This window comes from Candidatus Cryosericum hinesii (genome assembly GCF_003570985.1).
Lineage (GTDB): Bacteria > Caldisericota > Caldisericia > Cryosericales > Cryosericaceae > Cryosericum > Cryosericum hinesii.
This window is the reverse complement of record NZ_QXIW01000028.1, coordinates 1-20,121: the sequence shown is the minus strand read 5'-3', so window position 1 is coordinate 20,121 and position 20,121 is coordinate 1. Positions and strand designations below refer to the sequence as shown.

The window sequence follows — 20,121 nt, the reverse complement described above, 5'->3', positions numbered from 1 at the left end:
CTATTGGCCCGGCACTCCCTTCTTTCGCTCGCCATCGAACCAGGGCAATGAAAAAGTCCCCCGGCTGGGGTGCCCCTGCGTATTGCACCACCTAAGGTACCTGCAAGAGCCTGTGCGGTCAACCAGGGCTCAGAAAGGCGGTTGTGAGCGTTGTCGTTTTGCTGTCCGGCGACCATCCTATAAATGCCGGGTTGAACTTTGGTGTCACCGGGACGAACAGGTTGTTGACGCCAGTAAGTGTGTCCGCAATAATACTTGGAGCACCGCCCGCTTTGGGGTTTCTGCAGAGCGTCGTGATGCTTTTTTGATTTTGCCTGAACTCGATTTGGCAGTCCGTCGTCCCTTTGTAAAGAAAAGTGTACCGAGTGTAGAACCAGGGATTCTCCTTGCTCCCGCCTTCAATTTTGTCAACGGCGCACTGGATGCCGGGCTTCGATGAGGACGAGGGCGTACACTCGATAACGCGCACGATCCCCGGGTCTGTTATCTCACCCGAAATATCCGTGACTGCGTCGAGGAGCGATTGAGACGGTGTGAACTTCTGGTTGCCTGAATAGAGTTTATTTCCCACCTTGAACGTCGTAGAAGTGACCGTCGTCCCGGCAGCTGGTTTCAGTCTTGTTGTTGTCCCTTCCGTCGATTCACTGTAGAGGTGCCACGGCGCTATTTTTGGGAAGAACAGCCAGCCTTTGAGGGTACCGGCCGTTTTGGACGTGGCGAGTGTCCCCGTGTCCTTGAAGAGTTTCATCGTGGTGAGATCGATGATGGCGTAGTGGTACTCCTCCTCGCCTCCGGACGACGTGACCGAGTAGACGATAGGGAGGCAGTCGGACCGTGTCAGCAGACTGACGTACCTGCGCGAGACGTAGATGTTCGGCGGCTCGGGGGACGGGGGATCCGTCCGGACGACAGGGTCGGATCTGACGTTGTACTCCAGGGTATCCGCTCCCGTCCATTGTGGCAAGAAGTAGCAGGCGGGAAGCTCATCGATGCATGTATTCGTGCCGGTCGTGACATTGTAAAGGAACAGGTGCGTCGGCGTCTGGGCGCGGTCAAAGTCAAAGAGTTCTTTCCCATATTCGATGAAGTGAGGATAATCGTCGTAGGCGACCATGTTCGTCGCCGGGTCGAGCATCTGCAGACTAAGATCTAGAATATAGACGCCGGTTGAAACAGGGTACCTCTTGATGGTGGCGTTCTTCGCCGCGTCGCCCATGAACTGAATCACTGCATAGGATTCCACCCCAGCCATCGGCTCGTCTCCAATTGCCACTGCCGTATAGGTGTAGCTCGACGGTTGCCCACTCGCAGCAACCTCGTGCCAATAGCCATACCCCGCCGGAGTGTCCCAGGTGAGGTGGGTCTCTGTGAGCTCCTTCTGCTTCTTGCCGCTCGCAGGAGCTTCGCTGTCGTCCGCATAGAATAAGGCGATGATCTTCTCCTGCTCGACGGACCAGATGTGAAGAGCAAGGATGCCGCCGCCATCCTTATCCTCGTCGTACAGCATCACAAAGCGCCCGTCCGGCGAGACGGAGAAATCGTACATCGTGATGCCAGGAAGAGTGGCAGGATCAATGATCTTGACCACGTTGCCGGTGGCGTCGCAGGCATACAGCGGGGCCGATACGTATGGGGATAGTATTTTCGAATTGGGCACTCCAGGCATGAAGTACGCCCACCCTGCATGGTATTCGGCATTGTGAGCCCAGCCCACCCGCAGGATGCCGATGGACGGGTCGACCGTGCACCATTTTGTCCCCTTATCGCCGGTACTGCGCCAGTTGAGGGGGCGGCTGTAGAGCGTATGCTCATCTGCGGGGTCATCCACGGCGGCGGTGAAAACCTCGATCTCCTCGTAGTCACGCGGGTTGTCCGCCTGCGGCGGCAACAGGTTTGAGCTTGTTGAATGTGGCGCACATCCCACTGTCACAAGGCCAAGCAGCGCGATGAGGTACGCACAGAGAAGCCTTTGAATTGTTCTTCGATACATATGTCCCCCCTTCCGCTGTTTACTCTTTGCCCTCCCATTACTATAACGAAGATGGTCCGGTTTTGCTAAACGGTTTCCGCGATGACTCATTTTCTAAGAAAGCAGCGGCGCCGGACAATGAAAAAACCCACCGGCTGGGGTGCCGGCGGGCGGGTTGTTCTGCTCAAGCGATACTGTATCTTCAGTCGACGGTGTGGCCTCCGTCGGCGAGCTATTTTTGCTCGTTGCTTAGTGTTGGCAGAATAGCTACGTGTGGAGATCGCACTCATGATCCACACTATTCTACGATTCCATTCTGATGCTTCTAAAAAAACTGCCTTGTCCATTAATATATTGTGGCTTGTCAACAAACCCTGCTTTAGCCAAATGCTCGTTCGTCAATCCGAAGATCTGATGCCACAATTCATTCCCGATTTCTTTAATATCGACCATATGCCTGACTGCCGTAAAATCGCCTGTGCGCATTGAAAAGGAATCGAATGCTTGCCTAACAGCATCATTTATTTGAGGCAAGACAATGTCACTGACTGCAATGATTAGCGGCTGCTCATTCTGATAGAACACAGGAACCATCATTGATATGCGGTTGTTCTCCTGTCTGCCGCTGATATATCCCAATTCTGAGAGCAGCAAGGCTGTTTCCGCATCATCGGTTAGATCGGTCCAGTACACATCATTCGAGACTATTCTTTTCACCATGCTGCTGCACCTGGAAGCGATATTTTTCATATCAGACGACAGCAGCATTTCAATATCCTCGGACCTATTAAGAAACTGCGCTAGCTCATGTGGCTCCGAATCAAAGATGCGCGTGAAGCGATACATATCTTTTCTGCGACCGCATGAATCACCGAAGCTGTTGAAACGGACCCCGTCGCAGGCATAGTTGTTGCTGCTGCAAAGCAGTAAGTTACTACTCTGTGCGACTTCCTCACACGCTTCATATCCGATCATGAGATAATCGCGATTGCCCGGTTGTGGTTTTGAAGTGCATAGCAGTTTCTCCTTCTCAAAGTAGGCAAACGCTCTGTCGTCAAATACAGAGTCACAAATCACATGATACAGAATTCGACCAACACTAAACTGCTTGTGGCATCTGAACCGCTGTGCTATCGGCACCAATTGGCTGCTCAGCCGTTCAAGCGTTCTTGCAATGGAATCGCCCACACTGGACAATATGCCTGTCATTTGTTGGACATCACCCTGGAGGAATACGGGAAAGCAAATCCTATATGTATCATCTTTGCATTCGATAGCTTTGATTCCAAGTAAAGAGTCAATAATGGGTCGCATGGTCTCCTGTTCAACTCTCAGGAACCGGGCGATTTCCGCTTTTGAAAGCTCATAGGGAGCACAGGAAGCTATCAGAAAGAGTATCTCTGCTGCGTATTTCTGCGTGCAGACATATGAAGGATTGAATGCATCGTATTTGCCAGTATCACCAAAATAGAACAAATCCAGCTTTCCCGTATTCATGCAGTGTCTCCCTATGCGGAGCTTATGAATAGTTCGCACCCGAATTATACAGCAAAGCAGCTCACGGGTTCAACACCTGTGAGCTGCTGGATCTTTGGTGAACGTGCCCCGAGTTGAACTCGCCGCGGGTCAAGACTCCGAACAGCTCAAAATACTCTCAACGAGCTTGTAGACTGTGGTAGAGGCACCACTCCCCCGACCATCTCTCCGACGTGCTCTCGATATGGCCTGTTGGACGCACTTCTGGGAGAAATCGTGATCATCGATCTGCTTGTTATAGCGTGGCAGGTGCTTCTTGAGTTTCCGTGTACAGTCCTCTGAGTTCGCAGCACTGGTATCTTCAAAATGGAGGAGTAACCAGTATTCGAACTTGGGATCACTGAGCGCTAAGCCCCTTTTGTAGTGTCCTCCGTCGGTTCGAGATGTCCAAGTTCTCAGTTCGTTGAGTTGCGCATCTTTCCAGTTGTCCTTGTCGACCACAAGCCAGGATTCGTCGTTCTTCTTCCACGGACCATTCTTTGATATCCACTGTTCGAGAGAGCGCAGAGCTTCATGAGGATTACTGCAATTGCTGCTAGGTGTCTTGGCGGATATTACCAAGCATGCAGTGTCCCGATAAAGGCTCCTAACAATCAAGAAGTATCTTGGTTCGGTCACCCTTCCTTCTGCTGCAATCACTACCCGTCTCAGATACGATCGTTCGGGCGATGGGCGTACAAATAGGTTCTTCCCGGCCATCGTCACTTTTCCTCATCCTTCGCCTCACTTAGCTTCTCAGGACTTGGGCAGTCAGACGTGTCGTCCAGGAAAATGCGGGGAACTCCCCCAAGACGCCCTTGCAGGTAGCTCTTACGGATGTCCTTGTCCTTTCGTGCGTCCTTGTAGTCGCTGAACGAGAACAGGTCCGAAGAGCCGTCGCTCTTGCGCTCAGTAACCCAAATCTCATCACGCCGAAGCAGCCGCTGATCCATCAGCAACGCATCGTGCGTGGTGAAGATGAACTGGGCGCGACTGTTTGCCGAACAGCAGCCAAGGTAAGACTCAATCAGAGACCTTGTCAACAACGTGTGCAAACTACGATCGAGTTCATCGACGACATAGACGCTTCGCGAGGACGAGGACGATACATGAAGAAAGGCTGGCACCAAATCCATGAGTCTCCGCGTCCCGTCAGACTCCTGTGACATGTGAAACTCGATTAGTGCCTCACTGCCCGTGTTCTTATGACGAGTTATCACCTCTTCGACTGATACTCTTCCTTTCGTTCTTACGGCAACGAAGAGGGGGCCTGACAAGTCCACGCTCAGCGGCATTGATTCATAGTCTCCGAGTTTGTCTTGAAACAAATCCTTCAGCATCCTGCTATCATCGTCGTCGACAGGGATGTTCTTGCTGCCGAGATTCAGGATTCCAGTATCCAGCTGCCTAAGCTTCTCTGCCATCTTCGGGACATTGAGATACTGTTGTGGAGCCCCGTACTTTGTTGTTGGCGATATGAGCACCAGACTGTCGGCAAACCAATCATAGACCTGCCGAAACGCATCGCACTTCTGAAAGGTAGCATTTGTTATGAAGAGTTGATTCTTCTGCGTTCCATCATAGATATACTCAAGACGTTGCTTGTCTGAATCCAGGGAATCGTCCAGCTGTATACCCTTCTTGCCCGCTTTGCGCTGGTAGAGCACCCTCCTATGTTTCCCGTCGAACCTGACGAGTCTCTCTTCATCAACGTGCTTCTCGTCTAATGAGAAACTCAGTTCGTACATGATATCATCTACAGTCAAGATTCGTGCTGTGAATTTCGTCAGACCATCTCGGGTTTCGTCGGACAGCAGAAATGGTGTGACGCCGGTTCTCTCCTTGGGCACTCGTTGCTTCGTCACAAACTCCTTCATGAAATGCAGGGCAGAGAAGAGATTTGTCTTCCCAGATGCGTTTCCACCGTAGATGGCAGCCACGGGCAGGACCCCCACATCATATTTGTCGACCCATGGGACTCGCTCATTGTGCTGGCGCTCACGTGTCTTGATCATCGAAAACGATACTGGGTTTCTGAATGATTTCCAGTTCTCCACGGTCAGACCGATCAACATAGTAGCCTCCTAGAGAGAAAAAAGCTCCTACAAGTTCCACTATGTTACTGGTTTCCGAGAAATATGCAACTATTACGCGAAAATTCCTCTTAATCTTCTGTGAGACGACCTAGTGTGTGGGTCCCCGCCTGCGCGGGGACGACAGGAACAGAACGACGGAGATGCCACGATCACCAGCAACGAAAAAACCCACCGGCTGGGGTGCCGGCGGGCGGGTTGTTCTGTTTATGGTGGAGGTGGCGAGAGTTGAACTCGCGTCCAAATACGTTAAATACAGCGCTACTACAGGTTTAGTCGGCTGTTATACCTTGCGCTCGGCCGGGAGTCGACGCCCCGCTCTGCACGATTTCCCGTTTGGTACTCTCTGGCAAGGAACGGGAACGACCCTCACCTTCGAGACCCCTATAGACGCGCCCCTGACGGACCCAGGGATGGACGGCCCGGAGAGACGCTAGCCGCGCTTAGGCAGCTAGAGCGTAATTGTTATTGGCTTGTTTTTTTGTGACAGATGTTTAAAGAGGCCAACTGTCGTCCTCTACCTGCAACCCTGCACCTCACGTATCTGTCGAACCCCAGCACCCCCAAGTACTTTTTTCCCATACGAGGGGCGTATCCCCCACGTGTAAGAAGTGTTACACAGTGATTATACCACAGATTGCCCAAGCATTCTCGAAGAGCTCGGTGGCTCATCAGAACGCACAGAAGCCGACCACATGCGCCATGCCCCTTTTCCTGTCCGCTTGATCAAGTACATCGCTTCGTCAGCGCGCCTGATCAACTCCTGACTGCTATGCCCGTGCTCCGGGAACAGAGCGACACCGACAGATATGCTGACCGATATCGGGCCTTCAGCGATCGTGAGCGGTTCATTGAGTGATGCGACTACCTTGTCCGCCATCGAAGCAATGCTTACCACATCCTTCACACCGGGCGCAGCGACGACGAACTCGTCTCCTCCGACGCGTGCGACGTAGTCCCCGTCTCGAAACACGGAGACCAGGCGTTCCGCGGCAGCCACAAGAACGCGGTCGCCGACGTCATGCCCGTAGACGTCGTTCACCTTCTTGAAATCGTCGAGGTCGGCGAAGAACAGAGCGATATTGTTGTCTTCGAGTGTCGCCAACCGAATGTTCTCGTCAAGGACCCTCTCGAGAAAGCGCCTGTTGGACAGTCCTGTCAGGCTGTCGTGTTCGGCCAGCCAGGAAGATGCGAGAGCGGCCTTCTCGACCTGCTCTTTCTCTCCCGATATGGTCTGATTCATCTCGTTCAACCGGATCATGATGCGTGCGTTCTCGACAGCGATCGCGGTGAACGAGGCAATAGCCTCGAGCATCTCGATGATGTCGTCCGAATATGCGTGGTCTCTGGCACTCTGCACCGTCATCACACCAACAATATCATTCTCCCTGAACAGCGGAAGATACAGGATTGTCTCCGACGTGACTGGTGTCGACCCAAACGAAATGATCGGATGATCGCCCAGCGCTGACCGCGCCTCATCTGACGTTGCATAGTAGAGGACTCGCTTCTCCCGCACGCAGAGCGCAGCGAGACTGGACTCGTCGCTCAGGAAGACCGACGATGCCTTCTGCAGGACACCAGACTCGATCAATCCAGGAAACTCGATGACCCCCGAATCGGGGCTGTAGATGCCAAATCCCAGCAACTTGAGATCGATCGACGCTGAGAGTTCACTCCACATCCGCGTGAGGATGTCCCTGGGTTCGAGGCTCTGCGTGAGACTCCGCCCGATGCGAGTCACGGTCCGGAGACGCTCGTTTGCGGATTCGAGCCCCTCGCGTCGAACCTTTTCGGCTTCGGCTTCGCGCTTCATTTTCTCAAGCCGATATCCTGCCGCCATCCCGGCCAGGATCCTGATTGCCTCCGAACTCGACCATGTATGTGCCGCTTCGACCGATTTCAGAAGGTCGTGATACGCCTCGTCGAAGCGATTCATGGCTGCTTTGGCAGTGGAGAGCGATTCGAGAGCAGGGGACAGCAGATCTCCCATCTTGTGGCTGTCGGCTACCTCGACCGCCATCTCAAAGTGATGGGTTGCCTCTTCCAGACGGCCAAGGCTCAGTTCGATGCGCCCACAGGCAAGCAGTGACCCCGCCTCCTGCAGGGGGAAACCACAACTCCTGCTCAGCCGGAGAGCCTCTTCGATGACAGGCAGTGCTTCGGTCTCGTGACCGCGACCCGCAAGAATGGACCCGAGACGAACGCGCGCTTCCACCTCGGAGACCGTTTTTCCAACCATCGTGGCAGTCTCGAGACTTCGGCGATAGGACCGTTCTGCGTCCTCTATTCGACCGCTCCTGGCCTGTGCTTCTGCGAGGTTGTAGTAGACGTCGATGGCATATCTGCTTTCGCCGGCCAGTTCCGGGATGAGCCCCTCGGCCTCCGACTCGAAAGACAGCGCCTGGGCGGCATCCCCCATCAGAAGTGAAGCCTCCCCAAGGTTGACGAGGAAATTGCCGACATCACGCTTCAGACCCATTTCCCTGGCCTTCTTCAGGCCCTCCGCGAACTGCTCTATGGCATCATGGTACCGTCCGAGTCGCGAGAATATTGCCCCATATCCATTGCGGAACTTGATCACGAGGTTCTGGAGATTGTGCTCCTGGGCAATCTGGTCGCCATGCTCGAATTCTTCCATGGCATTGTCATACTCGCTGAGGTTGTAGAAACAGAAGCCCGCAAGGTACCGGGACAGGCCCTGCCAATATGGGCTCTTCGCATCGCCGGCTTTGGCATAGATCTCGTCTGCCGTGACTTTCGCCGCGCGGGCGTCATTGTCAGACAATGCAAAAGCATTGTCATATTGCCGCTGCAGTTCGTCCCGGAGAGAGTCCCCCAGACTGCTTCCGTCACATTCTACGTACTCACCTACATCCGTTTTCATCGCAATAGTATACCGCGTTTTCTCCACCATTCTGCCGCAGGAGCCGACAGAAACGGGAAACCGGGAACCTCAGATATTCATGATGAGCCGACTCTTGGTCTCCATCTCATCCGTGTGAGGGCCGTAAGAGATATACGTGATGGGCACGCTGACCTGTTCTTCGATAAACGTCATGTACTTGAGGAAGTTGACGTCATCGGTCGTGCGCCAGCCAGGCAGCTCCTCGTAGACGGGTTCGGCAACGAAGAAGTCGTGCGAGGTCGACGGGACGTCACGGACAACCCCGCCGATGCGGTAGCCGGTGCACACCCGGACGGTCTTCAACCCATTGAGCACGTCCGCCTTGGTGATGACAAGACTGGTGAGTCCCGACCGGATGGCAGCATACCGCAATGCCGGCAGATCCAGCCACCCGACACGGCGTGGCCGGCCGGTCGTAGCGCCGTACTCTTTTCCCCGCTCGCGAATGCCCTGTGCCACGTCCGTATCGTTTTCACTGGGGAACGGACCCTCTCCCACACGGGTCGTGTAGGCCTTGAGGACGCCGGCCACGTCGTCCAGCTCGAAAGTCGAGAACCCGACCGACGAGACACCGTGGGCCATGCAGGACCCCGAGGTGACAAACGGGTACGTCCCAAAGTCCAGGTCGAGCAGCACCCCCTGCGCTCCTTCGAACAACACCGACGTGCTGCGGAAGACGTGCGCCATGTCGACCGCTCCGGTAACCTGAACTCCCAACTCCAGCAATCGGTCCCGTTGTCGCATGAGGAGGCCGGCAAGCTCTGCAGGTGGCATGGAAAGCTGGCCTCGATACAAGTTCTGCTTGATGACCCAAGAGTTCTCGAGCCGTTCCATCAACATCTTCTCATCAAACAGGTGACACAGCTTGATCCCTTCGCGGGACGCCTTGTCGGTATAGGCCGGCCCGATGCCGCGGCCGGTCGTGCCGATGGGCTCGGCGCGCATGGCTTCCAGCAGCTGGTCCTGCTGCTTGTGCCAGGGCAGGACCAGGAAGACTTCCGGGTCGACAGCGAACTTGGCACCGACGCCGGGGAAATCCTTTGCCAGCACTTCGACCTCTGTCACCAGCTGCTCCAGGTCAACGACCATACCGGCCCCCAGGAAACCGCGGCCTGGTCCATCAGGAAGGATGCACGGCAGCAGGTGATTGACGTACTTCTTGTCCCCCACGTAGATGGTATGGCCTGCATTGGCGCCCCCTGCGAAGCGGACGATCCAGTCGAAGTCCTTGGCGAAGTAGTTGACGACCTTGCCCTTGCCTTCGTCGCCCCACTGGGCGCCGACCACTGCGACACGTTTCATGATTGTTCCTCCTTTGCATTGTCCAGGCCGAACCGCGCATAGACGGGGCCGATGTTCCTCAGGTAGTACTGTGGGTCAAAGAGAGCATCCAGTTCTGCCGGGCTCATCAGCGTAGTGATGTGTGGCTCCGCCAGGCAGAGCTGGTGAAAGTCCGCGTCACCCTCCCATGCTGCCAGGGCAAGGCGCTGGACGAGTGTGTATGCATCCTCGCGACTCATCCCGCCACGCACCAGGGCCAGCATGACACGCTGCGAATACACGAGACCATGCGACGCCGCAAACGTCGCCTGCATCGCCTCGGCATCCACGACGAGCCTGCGCATCAGCCAGATGACACGATCGAGCATGTAATAGGTCGTCATGACGCCGTCGGGCAGGATGACCCGCTCCACCGACGAATGTGAGATGTCACGCTCCTGCCAGAGCGCCACGTCCTCAAAGGCCGCCGTCATGTAACCCCTCAACAGACGCGCCATGCCACAGAGGCGCTCACAGACGATGGGGTTCTTCTTGTGGGGCATGGCGGACGACCCTCGCTGGCCGACCTTGAACGGTTCCTGCGCCTCGTGCACTTCGGTGCGCTGCAACAGCCGGACCTCAGTCGCCATACGCTCGATCTGGGCGCCCACCAGGGCGAGAGCGGCCATGAATGCCGCGTGCTGGTCGCGCGGGACGATCTGGGTAGAGCATTTCGCCCGCCGCAGCCCCAGGTTCCTGAGAGCAATCTCCTCCACGCGCGGGTCGATGTTGGCATAGTTGCCGACTGCTCCCGAGATCTTGCCACAGGCAACACCGTCCGTCGCCGCTGCCAGCCGCTCCTCATTGCGTTCCGTCTCGGCGAGCCAGGACAGGAACTTGAGTCCGAACGATGTGGGTTCGGCATGGACCCCGTGCGTACGGCCGACGGTCACCGTCGTCCGGAAGCGCTTCGCCTGGTCGGCCAGGACGCCCTTCAGCTCGGCCAGCTGGTCAAGCAGAAGCCGACCGGAACGCTTGAGCGCAATACCCAGCGCTGTATCTACGACGTCCGATGACGTCATCCCCAGGTGAAAGAACCGAGCGTCGTCCCCCATGTCGCGGGTGGCCGACTTGATAAACGCGATGACGTCGTGGTCGACGGTCGCCTCGATGGCATGGATGTCCTCCACGTCCACCACTGCCGTACGGCGGACCGCGTCCGCCGTTCCGGCGGGCGCCACACCCAGTTCCTCATGCGCTGCAGTGACCGCGCATTCCACCTCAAGCCAGCGTTCATACTGCGCCTGCTCGGTCCAGAGGTCCCGGACCGGCGGAAGTGCATACCGTTCGATCATGTCTGCTCCCCTTTCCTTGTTGCGTCGACGTCGGACGCGATATCTGTGCGCCACTGCGCACCCTCGAAGTGGATGGCGTTGACGCCGGCATATGCCCGCGTACGCGCTTCGGCCATGGTCGCGCCGACGGCCGTGACTCCCACTACCCGGCCCCCCGCTGTCACTAGTTGATCGTCTTCCTGCCGTGTTCCGCCGTGGAATACCATGACGTCTTGTGGAACTTTGTCCAGCCCGCCGATGATCATGCCCGTGACCGGCGCCGCCGGGTATCCGCTCGAGACCATCTGGACGCAGACCGCCGTCTCCTCCCGCCATTCCAGCCAAGCATCCGCCAACCGCCCCTCGGCACACGCCACCAGCGCCGGCACCAGGTCCCCCTGGATCCTCGGCATGAGGACCTGGGTCTCCGGGTCGCCGAACCGGCAGTTGAACTCCAGGACCTTGAGGCCGTCCTGCGCCACTATGCAACCCGCATACAGCACTCCGCGGTAGTCGATCTGCTCGTCGGCGAGCCCTGCGAGCACGCCCAGCGCAATATGCTCATACGCCTCACGCTGGACAGCGGACGTCACGTCCGGCACCGGAGAGAAGCTGCCCATGCCACCTGTGTTCGGTCCCATGTCACCGTCCTCTGCACGCTTGTAGTCGCGCGCAGGTGCGAATGGCAGGACAGTCTTCCCATCACAGAGGAACAGCAGGGAACACTCGCGACCCGTGAGAAACTCCTCGAGCAGCAACGGACCTCGGCCAGCCAGACTCTCAATGGCCGTCACAGCCTCACCCTGGGTTGTCGCGATGACGACTCCCTTGCCTGCGGCCAAGCCATCCGCTTTCACAACGAGTGGAAACCCCAGATCACTTACGTGTCCCAGCGCAGCCCCCGCATCTTCGCAACGAATTCCACGAGCCGTCGGGATCCCGTGCCGTTCGCAGAACCCTTTGGCGAAGGATTTGCTCCCCTCGAGCCGTGCCCCCGCCGCTCCTGGACCAACGACCAGCAGACCTCGGGCACGAAGAACGTCGGCGATCCCCTTCGTAAGTGGTTCCTCCGGCCCGACGACGACCAGACCGACCCTGTGCTGCACGGCGAACTCAGCCAGTCCAGACGTGTCATCCGAACGCATCGGGACACAGGTCGCACATCCGGTGATACCAGCATTGCCGGGTGCCACCCAGACACGTTCTACCAAGGGGCTCTGCCGGATCTTCCATGCCAGCGCATGTTCCCGTCCACCACTGCCAACGATGAGGATATCCATGGGCGCAGTCTAGTGCCGGAAGTGCCGTATGCCGGTAAACAGCATTGCGATGCCTGCTTCGTCTGCGGCATCAATCGAGTCCGCATCCCTGACGGATCCCCCCGGCTGGATAATGGCGCGAATTCCTGCAGCGGCCGCTGCCTGGACAGAATCCGCAAAGGGAAAGAACCCGTCTGAAGCCAGCACTGCCCCCAAAGGAGGAGTCGTCGCCTGCCGGATGGCGTCCTGCAGTGCCCAGATGCGGTTCGTTTGCCCAGGGCCGACGCCGATCGTCCCCCCACCTTTGGCCAGGACGATTGCATTGGACTTGGCGTGCTTGACGACTCGCCAGGCAAGCAACAGATCTGCCTGTTCCTCAGTGGTCGGTCGACTGAGCGTAACAACCCTTGGTTCGTCCTTCAGCAGCAGCACGTCCCGGTTCTGTACCAGGAGCCCACCGCGCACGTCACGCAGCGCAACCTCATCTTGTCCTGGCGCAACCGCAGTCACTTGCAGAACCCGCAGGTTCTTCTTTCTCCTCAGAATCTCGAGCGCATCGCCGGTGAACCCCGGGGCAAGGATGATCTCGAGGAAGAGCTCGGCCATCTCCGCCGCCAGCGGAGCATCGACGGTCCCGTTCGCGGCGACGACACCTCCGAAGATGGAGACTGGGTCCCCGTCGCGAGCTTTCCTCCACGCTGTCATCAGGTCAGGACCCGTGCCGACACCGCACGGGATGCCGTGCTTCACGGCAACGACAGTCGGCATGCTGCTGGGAAATTCGGTGAGACAGGCGAGCGCCGCGTCTGCGTCGCCGATGTTGTTGAAGGAGAGCTCCTTGCCGTTCAACTGCTGTGCCGCTGTTACTGATCCGGCAGCGGGGACAGGGTCCACGTAGAGGGCGGCGGCCTGATGTGGATTCTCCCCGTACCTGAGCTGCTGCTGCCGATCCCATGTGAGCGTGAGCTGCTCCGGGAAGCGGACGCCCAGCCGGCCCCCGAACCACCCCGCAATGAACGCGTCGTATGCGGCTGTATGCCGGAACGCGCGGGCAGCCAGCTCACGCCGTGTCGCCATGCTTGTATCCCCATCCTGTTCGAATTCGGCCAGGACACGGCCATAGTCGGCCGGGTCCACGACGACCGTGACGGCCGCGTGGTTCTTGGCGGCTGCGCGGATGAGCGACGGACCTCCGATGTCCACCTGTTCCACGGCTTCGTCCCAGGTAACGCCGGGGCGCGTGACGGTCTGGCGGAACGGGTACAGGTTCACCACGACGAGATCGACCGGGGTCACACCAAGTTTTGCAATCTGCTCCATGTGCGCGGGCACGTCCCTGCGCGCAAGGATGCCGGCATGCACCGCCGGGTGTAGTGTCTTGACACGCCCGTCCAGGCATTCCGGGAAACCGGTCACGTCACTGACCGCCGTCACCGGGACCCCTTCGGCTGCAAGAATGGACGCAGTTCCGCCAGTGCTTACAATCTCCCACCCCATGCTCACGAGACGTCGGGCCAGGTCAACCACGCCAGTCTTGTCCGAGACACTTATGATTGCGCGTCGTTTCATTTTCTCTCCTCTCCCAAGATATGAATCTTTCGCCCCTGAACGGACAGTCGCCCACTGCAGTACAGTGCCACGGCCTGTGGCAGCAGTCGGTGCTCGACGACGAGCACGCGCGCGGCCAGTGTCGCCGCGTCGTCCGTATCGAGCACGTTCACCGCCTCTTGCAGAATGATCGGCCCGGAGTCGGTCCCTTCGTCGACGAAGTGCACGGTCACACCGGTCAGTTTCACCCCGGCGTCCAGAACAGCCTGATGCACGTGCTCTCCATAGAAACCACGTCCACAGAAGGCCGGGATCAGCGACGGATGGATGTTGATGATGCGGTTCCGATACGTCGTCACCGTCACACCGTCCACCATACTTAGATAGCCCGCGAGCACGAGGAGATCGACCCGGTGCTCCGCCAGAGCGGTTGCGAGCGCGCTGTCGTACGAAGCCCGTCCACATCCTCGCCTGTCGATCAGCAGTGCCGCGACACTATGGCGGCGTGCCCGTTCCAGCACAGGCGCGGGCCTGTCCGCAATGACGATGGCCACGGTGGCATCCGGTATCTCTCCCTGTTCCACTGCCGTCATGACCGCCTCACAGTCAGTACCATTGCCCGACGCCAGAATGGCGATGCGCGTCATCGGCAAAGCTCCACTCCGGGGTCCCCGGGAACGATGCGACCGACAGCACGCGCTCCGTCGCCGGCAAGATTCCTGCACACACTGTCCACGGAAACCTCCGGCACGATGAACACGAAGCCGAGACCCATGTTGAACGTCTGGTAGCACTCCTGTTCCTCGAGCTTGCCCAGCCGCGTCAGCCAGTCGAACACGGGGGGCGCCTGCCACGTACGGATATCCAGTTCCACGCGCAGCCCTTGCGGGACGACGCGCGGAATGTTGCCCAACAGTCCACCCCCGGTGATGTGCGCCATCCCTCCGACAGGGGCTGCTGCACGGGCCCGCGCGGCCGCGTCCACGTAGATGATCGTCGGCTCGAGCAGTTCCTCTCCAACCGTACGACCGAGCTCGGGCACATACGTGCCGACGTCCAGATGGTGCTGGTCGAACACGATGTGCCGCACGAGCGAAAAGCCGTTGCTGTGCAGTCCAGACGATGGGAGACCGACAAGGACGTCGCCTGCATGCACGGTGTGTCCGTCGACGATATGACTGCGGTCGACCAGTCCCACACAGAACCCGGCAAGGTCATACTCCTCAACGGGATAGAAACCCGGCATCTCGGCCGTCTCGCCACCCACAAGCGCGCAGTGTGCCTGGCGGCAACCTGCCGCCACTCCCCCCACGATCTCGGCGACGCGCTCCGGAACCAGGCGGCCCAGAGCGATGTAGTCCAGGAAGAACAGGGGAACGGCGCCCATAGCTGCCACGTCGTTGGCACACATCGCGACGCAGTCGATCCCTACCGTGTCGTGGCGGCCGGTCATGAACGCGATCTTGAGTTTGGTCCCCACGCCGTCGGTCCCGGCAACGAGCACTGGTTCGGCCACCCCTGCCAGATTGGGCTGGAAACAGCCCCCGAACCCACCGATGTCCCCCAGGACACCAGGCGTTACCGTCGAAGCGACGGCTTTTCGCATCAGCTCGACTGCGCGGTCGCCGGCAGCAATATCTACGCCCGCCTGTTGATAGCTATCTCGTTGCATGCTCCACCTCTGCTTGTTCAAGTCCCAACTTGTTTCCCTCGTCGGGGACGTCCATGGGATACTGGCCGCTGAAACATGCGTCGCAGCTCCCTTTCCCCCCGACCGCTTCCCGCAGACCTCTGATGCTCAGGTACGCAAGTGAGTCCGCATTCACTCTTCGGCAGATTGCGGGGGCATCCAGACTGGTAGCGATCAGCTCGCCGCGTGACGGCGTGTCGATGCCGAAGTGGCAAGGACACACGATCGGCGGAGACGCCACGCGCAGGTCGATTGCCACAGCTCCCGCCGCACGCAGTTTCCGGATGAGTCGCAGGATGGTCGTCCCTCGCACGATGGAGTCGTCGACCAGCACGACCCGCTTGCCACGGACGACATCCACAAGGACACTGAGCTTGAGGTCAACGCCCGTCGCCCGAAGCGACTGTTCGGGCTGGATGAATGTCCGCCCAACGTAGCTGTTCTTCACGAACCCTTCGGCAAAGGGGATCCCTGACGTCTCGGCATACCCGACTGCTGCCGATGTGCCTGAATCGGGCACCGGGACGACAATGTCGGCGCGCGCCGGCGCTTCGCGGGCGAGCAGACCGCCCGCACGCTTGCGCACGACGTACATCGTACTGGCTCCCATCACGCTGTCGGGACGCCCGAAATAGATGAACTCAAAAATGCACAGCCGCTCCGGCCGCGCCAGTCCCGACGGGTGACTCATCACTCCGCTGCGATTCAGTGTCACGACCTCGCCCGGCTCCACGTCCCGGACGAGTGTCCCGCCGACAGCGTCGAAGGCACAGCTCTCGGAGGCCAGCATCCAGCTATCTTCGCTGCGCCCGATGCTCAGAGGACGGATACCATCCAGATCGCGCACGCCGATGAGCGTGTCAGGGGTCATGATGACGAGGGCGTAGGCGCCACGTATGACGCGCATGGCGCTGAGTACAGCCTCCACGATGTTCCCCGTATCAGCCCGCGCCACCAGGTTGGCGATGAGTTCGCTGTCGATGGACGTCTCAAAGATGACGCCCTCCTGTTCCAGTGTTGCACGCAGGGATGGGGCGTTGACCAGGTTTCCGTTATGGGCAAGAGCCAGCGCACCTCCACGGTAGCGCACGACCAGTGGCTGTGCATTGACGACCAGGCTGCGCCCGCTGGTCGAGTACCGGACGTGTCCGCATGCCATCGACCCGGGAAGTGTCGCAAGGCGCTTCTCGTCGAAGACCTCCGACACCAGCCCCATTGCCTTGTGGTGCAGGATCTCGTTCCCTGTGCTGACGGCGATCCCCGCGCTCTCCTGGCCCCGATGCTGTAAGGCATAGAGACCATAGTAGGTGGCACGGGCGGCTCGGGTCTGCGGACCGCCGACAATGCCAAAAACCCCACATTCCTCGTGCAGACCGCTCGTACTTCTCATATGTTCATCACCTGCGGTAGCGAGCCGCTCCAGGCGGCGGCAAGGTCGACAACCGGCGCGCGGACGATGGATTTCCCTGACATGCTGATATTCAGCAATGTCCCGCCTGTCATCCCCAGTACAGACAGCGGGACATCCATCTCACCGGCGGTGTCCACAAGCGCCTGCAGGTCGCCGGCACCGACAGTGACGACAATCCGCGACGGCGCCTCTCCGAAGAGGAGCGCATCGGGACGCAGCCCAGCCGGCAGGGAGCAATCGACTCCCGTCCGCCCACTGATGCAGGACTCGGCAAGCGTCACTGCGAGACCACCGTCACTCACGTCATGCGCCGACCGGATCAACCCACGGCGTATCCCGGTCAGACACAACTCCTGAACTTCTTTCTCACGCTCCAGATCGAGCACCGGAACGCGCCCGGCCGTCCTGCCCGTCGCCAGTCGGACATACTCACTGCCGCCGAGCTCATCCGTATTCGCACCCAGCAGAACCACGACGCTGCCCGGTTCGCCAAACCCCTGCCGGCAGATGTGGGCAAGGTCTTCGACCACACCGACCATGCCGACGACAGGCGTGGGCATGATCGCCGACACGCCGGTTTCGTTGTAGAAGCTGACGTTACCACCGATCACTGGGATCTCCAGCTTCCGGCAAGCGTCACTCATGCCCGCAACAGCCTGGCTGAACTGCCAGAACACCTCCGGCTTCTCGGGATTGCCAAAGTTGAGACAGTCCGTGAGGGCCAACGGCTTTGCACCGCTGCAGACCAGGTTCCGTGCCGCCTCGGCCACTGCCATGGCTGCGCCCGTCGCCGGGTCCAGCAGGCACATCCGTCCCGGCCCGTCGATCGTCAGGGCGATGCCGCGGTCTGTTCCATCGACACGCAGGACAGCAGCATCCGATCCGGGCCCGATGACCGTGTTCGTGCGCACGACGCTGTCATACTGGCGGTACACCCATTCCTTGCTGGCGATCGTCGGCATCCCCAGCAGCGCCGTCAACGTCCCGATCCAGTCGTCCTGCTGCGGCAGGCTCGTCACGTCCAGATCGAGCAGGTCGTCCTGCCATGCCGGCCGCACCGCCTCGGGGTGCCTGAGCGGTGCCTGTTCGGCCAGCGCCTTGGCAGGGACCTGCCCCACGATGGCGCCTCCGTCGCGGACGGTCAACGTGCCATCGTCCGTGACCCGTCCGATGACCGCGGCGTTCAGGCCCCACTTGTCGAAGATGCGTAGTACTTCTTCTTCGCGCCCCTGGCGCGCAATGACCAGCATGCGTTCCTGCGACTCCGAAATCATGACCTCGGCAGGGACCATCCCGTCCTCGCGACGCGGTACCAGAGCAACGTCCAGATCGATCCCCACGCCGCCCCGGGCCGCCGTCTCGCAGCTTGCCGACGTCAGCCCTGCTGCGCCGAGGTCCTGGATGCCGACCACCGCGTCCGTCCGGAACAGTTCCAGGCATGCCTCCAGCAATAGTTTCTCGAGGAACGGGTCTCCCACCTGAACGGCGGATTTGCGTTCCTGCGAAGCAACTGTCAGGTCCACCGAGGCGAAGCTGGCGCCGCCCATGCCATCGCGGCCTGTCGTAGCACCGACGAGGATGACGGGGTTGCCGACCCCTGTAGCTGCGCCGCGCTTGATGTCTCCGTGCCGGATGATTCCCACGCACATCGCGTTCACCAGGCAATTGCCTGCATAGGAGTCGTCGAACCCGACCTCTCCCGCCACCGTCGGGATGCCCATGCAGTTGTCATAGTCGCCGATCCCCTTCACAACACCCCTGAACAGTGAGCGCTGCCGGGCCTCCCCGAGGTCACCGAACCGCAGCGAGTCCAGCATGGCGACGGGTCGCGCTCCCATCGTGAAGATGTCCCGGATGATACCACCCGAACCTGTGGCCGCTCCCTGGTATGGTTCGACCGCAGAGGGGTGGTTGTGGCTCTCAACCTTCATGACGACCGCCAATCCGTCTCCGATGTCGACGATGCCGGCGTTCTCGCCCGGCCCCTGCAGCACGGCTGCTCCCGTCGTGGGGAACAGGCTCAGCAGCGGGCGCGACGTCTTGTAGCTGCAATGCTCGCTCCACATGACGCCGAAGAGGTCCAGCTCCAAGTCTCCGGGCTCACGCCCAACGAGTTCGACGATGTGCGCGTACTCCGCATCTGTGAGGCCGACGCGTGCAGCCCGTTCAGCACCGGCAAGTTTCATGCTGCCTCCTTTCGAGTTCCTGAACCATGGACTGCAGGATGAACAGGCCGTCGGTCCCACCCAGCAACTCCTCCGCCGCCCGCTCGGGGTGGGGCATCATGCCGGCCACGTTGCCCTGTTCGTTGATAATGCCCGCAATGTTCGCGACCGAGCCATTGGGATTGTGCCCCTCGTCCACCGTGCCGTCCGGAGCGCAATAGCGAAGGATCACCTGTCCCCGCTGTTCCATGGCGGCCAGCGTCGCCGGGTCCACGGCATAGTTGCCGTCGCTATGAGCAATGGGAAGCCGGAGCACCTGCCCGGCCCGGCAGCAGCGTGTGAACGCCGTGTCCGCATTCTCGACGCACACCGACACGGTGTCACAGATGAAAGCCAGGTCACGGTTGCGCAGCAAAGCGCCCGGCAACAGCCCTGCTTCGGTGAGCAGCTGGAAGCCGTTGCAAACTCCCAGGACGATACCTCCCCGGCCGGCAAACCGGACAACCTCCTCCATGAGCGGCGCGAACCGCGCGATGGCTCCCGGCCTCAGGTAATCGCCGTACGAGAAACCGCCCGGCAGGATCACACCGTCGAAGCCGGACAGGTCCGTCTCACGGTGCCAGACATAGGCGACATCCCTGCCAAGAACGTCGTGAAGTGCACGATACGCATCGACGTCGCAGTTGGAACCGGGGAAGACGGCAACCGCAAACTTCATGCGCCCTCGTCCAGAATTGAGCACGAGTATGTCTCGACAACGGTATTCGCCAGGAGCTGTTCACTCATGCGTGCGAGCGCCGCGAGCGCCGCCACGCGGTCACCCTCCGGCAGCTCCAGGTCGATGACCTTGCCCACCCGGACCGCCCGGACATCGGCGAACCCGAGCGCGTGAAGTGCCTGTTCCACGGCCGTCCCCTGAGGGTCGGCGATCCCCTTCTTGGGACTGATCAGGACGCGGCCCTTCATTGC

15 protein-coding genes and 1 other RNA gene are annotated in these 20,121 nt (G+C 59.5%); all 16 read right to left on the bottom strand.

All coding sequences use genetic code 11. The annotated features are described in order from the left end of the window. Positions 1-118 precede the first annotated feature (118 nt). Entirely contained in the window at positions 119-1,990 is a 1,872-nt protein-coding gene (locus tag SMC3_RS05845; protein ID WP_119087845.1) for a hypothetical protein, read from the bottom strand. 282 nt (positions 1,991-2,272) lie between these two features. Next, the gene (locus SMC3_RS05840; RefSeq protein ID WP_119089924.1) at positions 2,273-3,466 is read right to left on the bottom strand and encodes a hypothetical protein; all 1,194 of its coding nucleotides are present in this window, start codon (positions 3,464-3,466) and stop codon (positions 2,273-2,275) included. Between the two features lie 129 nt (positions 3,467-3,595). Next, positions 3,596-4,204 (bottom strand): RloB family protein, encoded by a 609-nt coding sequence (locus SMC3_RS09945; protein WP_119087843.1) that lies wholly within the window; start codon positions 4,202-4,204, stop codon positions 3,596-3,598. A gap of 2 nt (positions 4,205-4,206) precedes the next feature. Then, entirely contained in the window at positions 4,207-5,559 is a 1,353-nt protein-coding gene (locus tag SMC3_RS05830; protein WP_119087842.1) for an AAA family ATPase, read from the bottom strand. 228 nt (positions 5,560-5,787) lie between these two features. Beyond that, positions 5,788-6,142, bottom strand: a transfer-messenger RNA (tmRNA) gene (gene ssrA / locus SMC3_RS05825). Positions 6,143-6,202: 60 nt separating this feature from the next. Continuing rightward, positions 6,203-8,464 (bottom strand): diguanylate cyclase domain-containing protein, encoded by a 2,262-nt coding sequence (locus SMC3_RS05820; protein ID WP_165846614.1) that lies wholly within the window; start codon positions 8,462-8,464, stop codon positions 6,203-6,205. Between the two features lie 69 nt (positions 8,465-8,533). Further along, positions 8,534-9,787, bottom strand: a complete 1,254-nt coding sequence (locus tag SMC3_RS05815; protein ID WP_119087840.1) for an adenylosuccinate synthase — start codon at positions 9,785-9,787, stop codon at positions 8,534-8,536. Next, positions 9,784-11,100 carry an adenylosuccinate lyase gene (gene purB / locus SMC3_RS05810; RefSeq protein WP_119087839.1) on the bottom strand — a complete coding sequence of 439 codons (1,317 nt, stop codon included), beginning with the start codon at positions 11,098-11,100 and terminating at the stop codon, positions 9,784-9,786. The genes SMC3_RS05815 and purB overlap by 4 nt, the downstream gene beginning before the upstream one ends. Further along, complete coding sequence (gene purD, locus SMC3_RS05805) at positions 11,097-12,359, bottom strand: phosphoribosylamine--glycine ligase (protein ID WP_119087838.1); 1,263 nt, start codon at positions 12,357-12,359, stop codon at positions 11,097-11,099. Before purD ends, purB begins: the two co-directional genes overlap by 4 nt. A gap of 9 nt (positions 12,360-12,368) precedes the next feature. Then, positions 12,369-13,907, bottom strand: coding sequence for a bifunctional phosphoribosylaminoimidazolecarboxamide formyltransferase/IMP cyclohydrolase (gene purH / locus SMC3_RS05800; RefSeq protein WP_119087837.1), 1,539 nt, complete (start codon positions 13,905-13,907; stop codon positions 12,369-12,371). Further along, on the bottom strand, positions 13,904-14,533 hold the full coding sequence (purN, locus tag SMC3_RS05795; protein WP_119087836.1) for a phosphoribosylglycinamide formyltransferase: 630 nt from the start codon (positions 14,531-14,533) through the stop codon (positions 13,904-13,906). Before purN ends, purH begins: the two co-directional genes overlap by 4 nt. Then, a complete protein-coding gene (gene purM, locus SMC3_RS05790) occupies positions 14,530-15,558 on the bottom strand; it encodes a phosphoribosylformylglycinamidine cyclo-ligase (protein ID WP_207799692.1) in 1,029 nt (342 codons plus the stop codon). The genes purN and purM overlap by 4 nt, the downstream gene beginning before the upstream one ends. After that, the gene (gene purF, locus SMC3_RS05785; protein WP_119087834.1) at positions 15,545-16,966 is read right to left on the bottom strand and encodes an amidophosphoribosyltransferase; all 1,422 of its coding nucleotides are present in this window, start codon (positions 16,964-16,966) and stop codon (positions 15,545-15,547) included. Before purF ends, purM begins: the two co-directional genes overlap by 14 nt. Further along, positions 16,963-19,173: a phosphoribosylformylglycinamidine synthase subunit PurL gene (gene purL, locus SMC3_RS05780; protein WP_119087833.1), complete on the bottom strand. Its 2,211-nt coding sequence runs from the start codon at positions 19,171-19,173 to the stop codon at positions 16,963-16,965. Before purL ends, purF begins: the two co-directional genes overlap by 4 nt. Then, positions 19,154-19,870 (bottom strand): phosphoribosylformylglycinamidine synthase subunit PurQ, encoded by a 717-nt coding sequence (purQ, locus tag SMC3_RS05775; protein WP_119087832.1) that lies wholly within the window; start codon positions 19,868-19,870, stop codon positions 19,154-19,156. The genes purL and purQ overlap by 20 nt, the downstream gene beginning before the upstream one ends. Continuing rightward, on the bottom strand, positions 19,867-20,121 hold a 255-nt coding region (gene purS, locus SMC3_RS05770; RefSeq protein WP_207799691.1), incomplete at its 5' end, for a phosphoribosylformylglycinamidine synthase subunit PurS. The genes purQ and purS, both read right to left, overlap by 4 nt.

Coding starts and splice junctions, on each gene's coding strand:
- SMC3_RS05840 (WP_119089924.1), bottom strand. CDS start 3,466: ATGAATACGGGAAAGCTGGATTTGTTCTATTTTGGTGATACTGGCAAA.
- SMC3_RS09945 (WP_119087843.1), bottom strand. CDS start 4,204: ATGGCCGGGAAGAACCTATTTGTACGCCCATCGCCCGAACGATCGTAT.
- purF (WP_119087834.1), bottom strand. CDS start 16,966: ATGAGAAGTACGAGCGGTCTGCACGAGGAATGTGGGGTTTTTGGCATT.
- purD (WP_119087838.1), bottom strand. CDS start 12,359: ATGGATATCCTCATCGTTGGCAGTGGTGGACGGGAACATGCGCTGGCA.
- purL (WP_119087833.1), bottom strand. CDS start 19,173: ATGAAACTTGCCGGTGCTGAACGGGCTGCACGCGTCGGCCTCACAGAT.
- SMC3_RS05820 (WP_165846614.1), bottom strand. CDS start 8,464: ATGAAAACGGATGTAGGTGAGTACGTAGAATGTGACGGAAGCAGTCTG.
- SMC3_RS05815 (WP_119087840.1), bottom strand. CDS start 9,787: ATGAAACGTGTCGCAGTGGTCGGCGCCCAGTGGGGCGACGAAGGCAAG.
- purB (WP_119087839.1), bottom strand. CDS start 11,100: ATGATCGAACGGTATGCACTTCCGCCGGTCCGGGACCTCTGGACCGAG.
- purH (WP_119087837.1), bottom strand. CDS start 13,907: ATGAAACGACGCGCAATCATAAGTGTCTCGGACAAGACTGGCGTGGTT.
- SMC3_RS05845 (WP_119087845.1), bottom strand. CDS start 1,990: ATGTATCGAAGAACAATTCAAAGGCTTCTCTGTGCGTACCTCATCGCG.
- purQ (WP_119087832.1), bottom strand. CDS start 19,870: ATGAAGTTTGCGGTTGCCGTCTTCCCCGGTTCCAACTGCGACGTCGAT.
- purN (WP_119087836.1), bottom strand. CDS start 14,533: ATGACGCGCATCGCCATTCTGGCGTCGGGCAATGGTACTGACTGTGAG.
- SMC3_RS05830 (WP_119087842.1), bottom strand. CDS start 5,559: ATGTTGATCGGTCTGACCGTGGAGAACTGGAAATCATTCAGAAACCCA.
- purM (WP_207799692.1), bottom strand. CDS start 15,558: ATGCAACGAGATAGCTATCAACAGGCGGGCGTAGATATTGCTGCCGGC.